Annotated in this window: 1 protein-coding gene; it reads left to right on the plus strand. The window is 48.7% G+C overall.

Going from position 1 to position 1,190, the window contains the following annotated elements:
• Positions 1-378: 378 nt before the first annotated feature.
• On the plus strand, positions 379-1,190 hold an 812-nt coding region (gene nagK / locus ACRC27_RS13360; protein WP_438640106.1), incomplete at its 3' end, for an N-acetylglucosamine kinase.

A 1,190-nucleotide genomic window follows, 5' to 3' on the forward strand; every position in this document is an offset into this window, starting at 1 on the left:
GCGTCGGTAATACGGCTTCCGCCACCCGTTTTAACTTCATGTTGGACTCCTGCAATATTATCTTTTAGATCCTACTGTCAGTTGCGGTGCTTGACCAGCATTTAATGTAACGTCCTGAAGATTCTCAAAGATCCTGTGCTGCATGCCATACCCTGACTTTCTCTTCTACGCAGGGCATGTAATAAATTGCGAAACAGAGCATGATATTGGATGTTGCAGTGAGTTTCTTACGTAAGATAATCAGATTTTATGCAATAATTAACCTATTGATTATTAATGGATCATGCGTTGCATTTTTTCAGGGAATATGCCGTAAACCGCTAACAAACACGGACGGCAGCAGCGCATACAATGCTGTGTAAAAAAGGGAGTGGAGCAATGTATTACGGCTTTGATATCGGCGGCACCAAAATTGAGTTTGGCGCTTTTGATGCAGATTTGGTACGGGTTGCGCGTGAGCGCGTGGCAACGCCAACCGAAAGCTACGCCGCTTTTCTGGACGCTATTGTGACGCTGGTAAACAATGCTGATGCCGAGTTTGGCGTCAAAGGTACGGTTGGAATTGGGATCCCAGGGATTGCGGATGTCGAAACCGGTAAGCTTCTCACCTCCAATATTCCGGCGGCGATGGGGCACACTCTGCAACGCGATCTGGAAGAGTGCTTACAGCGTCCGGTAAAAATTGAAAATGATGCCAACTGCTTTGCGTTATCCGAAGCGTGGGATGAAGATCTGCGCGGTGAGCCGTCTGTATTGGGGCTGATTTTGGGCACTGGTGTTGGGGGCGGGTTGATTTTCAATGGCAAGGTGCACTCTGGTCGCGCCAATATTGCGGGTGAAATTGGGCATACCCGTTTGCCATACGATGCACTGAAATTACTCGGCATGGAAAATGCGCCTATTTTCCCGTGCGGCTGTAAAAACAGCGGTTGTATTGACAACTACCTGTCTGGGCGTGGTTTTGAGCAGCTGTATGACCACTATTTCTCAGAAAAACTGTCGGCTCCAGAAATCATTGCTCATTACGAGCAGGGTGAGCGCCGCGCCGTGCAGCACGTTGAGCGGTTCATGGAGCTGTTGGCGATTTGCTTGGCGAACATCTTCACCTGTCTTGACCCACATGTGGTGGTTCTGGGCGGCGGTTTGTCTAATTTTGAGCTAATTTACCAAGAGCTGCCAAAGCGTTTACC

Origin of the sequence: Plesiomonas sp. (assembly GCF_051650925.1) — a bacterium.
Taxonomy (GTDB): domain Bacteria; phylum Pseudomonadota; class Gammaproteobacteria; order Enterobacterales; family CAMTGL01; genus Plesiomonas.